The sequence below is a fragment of the Streptomyces fuscigenes genome (genome assembly GCF_021556455.1).
GTDB lineage: Bacteria > Actinomycetota > Actinomycetes > Streptomycetales > Streptomycetaceae > Streptomyces > Streptomyces fuscigenes.
Window position 1 is genome coordinate 1 of sequence record NZ_JAKGCV010000435.1, and the last position, 4,558, is coordinate 4,558.

Genomic DNA, 4,558 nt, shown 5'->3' on the forward strand with positions numbered 1-4,558 from the left:
GGTCCGGCGAGCGCCCCGCCCCGTCCCGCGCACGGCCGGCCGGCCTGCGCGCCGGGGCGCCCGTGCCCGCGAGCCGAGGAGCAGCAGCCGTGAAGGACGAGCACGAGTTCTACGAGGCGTCGGCGCTCCCGTGGCGGCCCGGCGGGGCGCCCGGCGTCGACGAGCGTGTGCTGTCGGCGGGGGCGTCGGACGCGGAGACGACCCGGCTGGCGCGGTGGGCGCCCGGGCTCGACACGACGGCGGCCGGGGTGATCCGGCACGCGTACCACGAGGAGGTGTACCTGCTGGAGGGCGAGTTGGAGGATCTCTCGCTCGGACGGACCTTCGGCGCGGGGTACTACGCGTCACGGCCGCCCGGCATGCCGCACGGGCCGTACCGCACCCGCGGAGGCTGCGTCATGCTGGAGATCCGCCACCCGGCCGAGCCGGCCGGGTAGCCGCCTCACACCGGCGGTCCGCCCGCGGCCGGGCCGAACCCGAACGGCTCGGCGCCCGCCGCGCCGGAGGCGAGCAGCGCCGAGCGGGTCGCGTCGAGATGCGTCTGGATCGCGTCGGCCACGGCGTCGGCGGCGCCCGCCTCCAACGCGTCCGCGATCGCGCGGTGCTCCTTCATGACCGAGTCCTGCCGGCCCGAGGAGCGGAAGACGGCGGTGATCCCGCACCGCACCTGCCGCGCCCTCAGGCCCTCGTAGGTCCGGGTCAGGATGGAGTTGCCGGCCGTGCGCACGAGCGCCATGTGGAAGTGGTGGTCGAGTTCGATGAACCGGGCGGCCTGGCCCGGCCCGCTGACCCGCGCCTGCTCCTCGACCAGCCGCCGCATCTCGGCCACCGGCGCGCGGTCCTGCGCCAGCACGACGCGCGCCGCGTGCGACTCCAGCACGGAGCGCAGGTCCATCAGCTCGCTGACCTCCCGCCCCGACAGCGGTGCCACGTAGGCACCCTTCTTCGGGATGAGCTGGACGAGGTCCTCGGCCGCGAGCAGCAGCAGGGCCTCCCTGATGGGGGTGCGGGAGACGCCGATGCTGTCGGCGACCGCCTGTTCGTTGACGAAGCGGCCGAGCATGGCGGGGTCGGCGATCACGGTGTCCCGGAGGTACGCGTACGCCTTCTCGCGTCCCGAGATGCCTGGCACGGTCACCGTCCCCGCCTTCCTGCGCGCCGTGTGCGCGATGTGGCGCGCTGTGCGCTTCATCGTATCCGCCGGTCGCCCGGCCGCGGCCGGGCGCCGCGCGCCGGACGGAGGGGCCGGCGGGCGCCCCGCCCCGACCCACGGGCGCGGTCCGCGGGCCCGGCCCCGCGGACCGCGCCCGCCGGCCTCCACCCGAGGTTTTCGGCCCCCGGCTCCCGGTTGCCGGCTCCCGGCCCCCCGTCGAGGCCTGGTGACGGGATGTCAGCCGATGGGCTCCGGCAGCGGCACCACGTCGTAGGCCAGTTCGCACGCCTCGCCGGTCGCGGGGTCGGCGAGTTCGGCGCGCCAGCGGCCCGCGAACTGGTCGACGTCCGGGCGCATCGGGATGGTGCCGGACAGCAGGACCGTTCCCGGTTCCAGCTCCCCGCGTCCGCGCAGCACGTCCGCCCAGTAGGCGGGCGGCAGCAGTTCGGCCGCGGTGCCGTCCTGGAGCAGTACCTCCGGCCCGCCGTCCGCGGGCGTGACCCAGCTGCGCAGGGTCAGGGTGTCGACCCGGTCGGCGACGTCGGCGAGGCGCCAGGCGCGCCGGGCCAGCACGTCCGGGGCGGCGTTCTTGCTCCACGCGACGCCGTGCGCCTCCAGGGCCCGGTCGGTGTGGTCGCAGGCCGCGGTCAGCAGCAGGTCGCCGTCGCCGTCCACGACGAGCGCCCACTCCGCCTCGCCCGAGGTCCGCGCGTGCTGCGCGGGCACGGCGGCGGTCTGCTGGGCGAGGTAGTCCGCGACCGGGTAGAGGGCGGGCACGGCGGCGGGGGCAGGCACGCCGAGCTCGGCGAGTTCCGCGACGTGGGCCGCGACCTGGTCCTGCTCGCGGCCCGCGTACCCGGCGTTGAGGACCGTGCGGACCTCGACCGTGCGTCGCGAGCCGTCGGGGAGTTCGAACGTGAGGGAGTTCACCTGTCTCCTTCTCTCCTTGCGGGATCCGTCCGACGCGCGGACGGAGCGCCGCGTGCGGGCGCTCGGACCCCCGGCCGGCCGTGCGGCCGGGCCGCCGTGCGCCGCCGGATTTCCCGGCGGCGGGGGTTGCGCATGCCTCCTGTATACAGCAAGTATTACCGCCGACGTGATTCCCTGTCGAGACGGAGGTGATCAGCCGTGGAGGGCGTGAGCGGCCGGCCGGCCATGGCGCCGCGCGGGAGCGACGGCGGCGGGGCGGCGGCGCGGGGCGCGCGGATGCGGGCCTTCGTGGCGGGCCTGACGGGGACATCGCTGGAGTGGTACGACTTCGCCGTCTACTCGGCGGCGTCGGCCCTGGTCTTCGGCAAGCTGTTCTTCCCGTCGTCCGACCCGCTGACGTCGACGCTGCTGGCGTTCTCGACCTATGCCGTCGGGTACGTCTCCCGGCCGCTCGGCGGATTCGTCTTCGGCCGGCTCGGCGACGTGGTGGGCCGCAAGAAGGTCCTCGTGTGGACGCTGACGCTGATCGGCGCCGCGACCGTACTGATCGGCTGCCTGCCCACCGCGGCGGCGATCGGGCCGGCGGCCCCGCTCATGCTGGTGCTGCTGCGCTTCGCGCAGGGTGTCGGAGTGGGCGGCGAGTGGGGCGGCGCGGTGCTGCTGACCAGCGAGCACGCGAGCGAGGAGCGCCGCGGCTTCTGGGCGTCCGCCGCCCAGATCGGCCCGCCCGCCGGCAACCTGATGGCCAACGGGGCGCTGGCCGCGCTCGGCGCCCTGCTGAGCGACCACCAGTTCCTGACGTGGGGCTGGCGGATCGCGTTCCTGCTGTCGTCCGTGCTCGTGCTGTTCGGGCTGTGGATCCGCAGCAGGCTGGAGGAGACGCCCGTCTTCCGGCGGATGGCCGAGAGCGGCGAACGCTCCCTCTCCCCCGTCCGCGACGTGCTGCGCACGGAGCGCAGGGCGCTGCTGGCCGCGGTGCTCGCGAGGGTCGCGCCCGACGTCCTGTACGCGCTGTTCACCGTCTTCGTGCTGACGTACGCGACGGACCGCCTCGGCATGGCGCGCGGCGAGGCCCTGACCGCCGTCCTCGTGGGCTCGGCGCTGCAGCTCGTGCTGATCCCGCTGGCCGGCGCGCTTTCCGACCGGTGGAACCGGCGGCGGATGTACCTCGCGGGCGCGATCGCGGCGGGGGTCTGGCCGTTCGTCTTCTTCCCCATGGCCGACACGGGGTCCTGGGGCCTGCTGGTCGTGGGCGTGATCCTCGGCCTGGTGATCCACTCGCTGCTCTACGGGCCCCAGGCGGCCTTCGTCGCGGAGCAGTTCAGCGAGCGGCTGCGCTACACGGGCTCGTCCCTCGCCTACACGCTGGCCGGGGTGATCGGCGGGGCCGTCGCGCCGCTGGTGTTCACGGCGCTGCTGGGATCCTTCGGCAGCTGGCTGCCCCTGGCCGGGTACGTGGGGGTGACCGCGGTGGTGACGGTGGCCGGGGTCCTGCTCGGACGGGACGGCGGGCGGGGCGGGGACCGGGCGGACTCCGCGGCGCGACAGATCACCGGTAACGGCGCCCGGCCGCACGCGGTACCGGGTTCGAGCAGGAAGTGAGGAGTGCACCGATGCGGATCAGCCTGTGCCAGTTGAGGTCGACGCAGGACCCGGAGGAGAACCTGGAGGCGCTGCGCGGCGCCGTGCGGCGGGCGGCCGACGAGAACGCCGACCTCGCGGTCGCGCCGGAGGCCGCCATGGCCCGGTTCGGCGTCCCCCTGCGGCCCCTGGCCCAGCCGCTGGACGGGCCCTGGGCGCGCGCGGTGAGCGAGCTGGCCGCCGAGACCGGGGTCAGCGTCGTGACCGGCATGTTCACTCCCGCGGGCGGCAGGGTGGCCAACACCCTGCTGGCCACGGGCCCCGGGGTGGCGGAGAGCTACGACAAGATCCACCTCTACGACGCGTTCGGCTACCGGGAGTCCGACACGGTCGCGGCCGGTCGGCGGGTGGTCACCCTCGACCTGGCGGGGATCCGGATCGGCCTCGCCACCTGCTACGACGTGCGCTTCCCCGAGTTGTTCCGCGCCCACGCGGACGCCGGCGCCACGCTGTGCCTGCTCCCCGCGTCCTGGGGCGCGGGGCCGGGCAAGGCCGACCAGTGGGAGCTCCTCGTGCGGGCCAGGGCCCTCGACGCGACCGTCTGGCTGGCGGCCGTCGACCAGGCCCTCCCCTCCCCCGGCGCGGACCCGGAGGCGCCGACCGCCGCGCCGAACGGCGTGGGCCGCAGCCTCCTCGTCGGCCCCGACGGGAGCGTGCGCGCCCGTATGGGAGGTGAACCCGACGTCCTGACGGTCGAGTTCGACCCGGCGGAGACGGAGCGCGTCCGCGCGGCGATCCCGGTCCTCGCCAACCGGCGGCTGCCGGTGGACGCGCCGGCGCGGCGGCCGGCGGGGGACGCGCCCGCGCCGGACTGACCGCCGCCGCCCGGCCGCG

The 4,558-nt window shown here is 75.8% G+C and carries 5 protein-coding genes; 3 read left to right on the forward strand and 2 right to left on the reverse strand.

Annotation, left to right across the window (positions count from 1 at the left end; all coding sequences use genetic code 11):
- Positions 1-437 (forward strand): cupin domain-containing protein (locus L1885_RS24070; protein ID WP_235799265.1); only part of this gene is annotated, 437 nt, incomplete at its 5' end.
- Positions 438-442: 5 nt separating this feature from the next.
- Here the strand turns inward: L1885_RS24070 and L1885_RS24075 are convergent.
- A complete protein-coding gene (locus L1885_RS24075; RefSeq protein ID WP_235799266.1) occupies positions 443-1,192 on the reverse strand; it encodes a GntR family transcriptional regulator in 750 nt (249 codons plus the stop codon).
- A 198-nt stretch (positions 1,193-1,390) separates the two neighbouring features.
- Positions 1,391-2,083: a DUF2848 domain-containing protein gene (locus L1885_RS24080; protein ID WP_235799267.1), complete on the reverse strand. Its 693-nt coding sequence runs from the start codon at positions 2,081-2,083 to the stop codon at positions 1,391-1,393.
- A gap of 276 nt (positions 2,084-2,359) precedes the next feature.
- Between L1885_RS24080 and L1885_RS24085 the strand changes: the two genes are divergently transcribed.
- Together L1885_RS24085 and L1885_RS24090 are read left to right on the forward strand one after the other, a co-directional pair.
- Positions 2,360-3,685: an MFS transporter gene (locus tag L1885_RS24085; protein WP_235799269.1), complete on the forward strand. Its 1,326-nt coding sequence runs from the start codon at positions 2,360-2,362 to the stop codon at positions 3,683-3,685.
- Between the two features lie 11 nt (positions 3,686-3,696).
- Entirely contained in the window at positions 3,697-4,539 is an 843-nt protein-coding gene (locus L1885_RS24090; RefSeq protein ID WP_235799268.1) for a carbon-nitrogen hydrolase family protein, read from the forward strand.
- Positions 4,540-4,558: the final 19 nt, after the last annotated feature.

Bases quoted from the DNA above. Each gene is read 5' to 3' on its own strand.
- L1885_RS24075 (WP_235799266.1), bottom strand. From the start codon at position 1,192: ATGAAGCGCACAGCGCGCCACATCGCGCACACGGCGCGCAGGAAGGCG.
- L1885_RS24090 (WP_235799268.1), top strand. From the start codon at position 3,697: ATGCGGATCAGCCTGTGCCAGTTGAGGTCGACGCAGGACCCGGAGGAG.
- L1885_RS24085 (WP_235799269.1), top strand. From the start codon at position 2,360: ATGCGGGCCTTCGTGGCGGGCCTGACGGGGACATCGCTGGAGTGGTAC.